The sequence below is a fragment of the Robertmurraya sp. DFI.2.37 genome, assembly GCF_029211245.1.
Taxonomy (GTDB): Bacteria; Bacillota; Bacilli; order Bacillales; family Cytobacillaceae; genus Robertmurraya; species Robertmurraya methanolica_A.
Genome location: NZ_JARGEJ010000753.1, coordinates 1 through 293, shown reverse-complemented (window position 1 = coordinate 293; position 293 = coordinate 1). Strand labels below are relative to the sequence as shown.

The 293-nt window shown below is 70.0% G+C and carries 1 protein-coding gene; it reads left to right on the top strand.

Annotated elements, in window-relative coordinates:
- Positions 1-10: 10 nt before the first annotated feature.
- A partial coding sequence (locus PZE06_RS28495; protein ID WP_275792470.1) for a helix-turn-helix domain-containing protein occupies positions 11-293 on the top strand: 283 nt, incomplete at its 3' end.

The following is a 293-nucleotide window of genomic DNA, read 5'->3' as shown; positions in this document are numbered from 1 at the left end:
GTCGCGTGGCATGACACAGGCGCAGCTGGCCGAGGCCGTCGGCTTGACCGAGGGGGCCGTGCGCCATTATGAGAGCGGCATCCGCGCCGTCAAGCCCGAGCTGCTCGAGTCCATCTCCGCTGCGCTCGGCGTTTCCGTCAACGCCCTCAAGGATTACGGCGTCGAGACCGCGGGCGACCTCATGTCGCTGCTCGTGCGGCTCGAGGACTCCTTCGGCATCGTGCCCGCAGCCGACGGCTCGGGCCTCTCCCTGAACCCCAAGGCGCCGCACGCGCCCAAAGCCGCGATGGCGA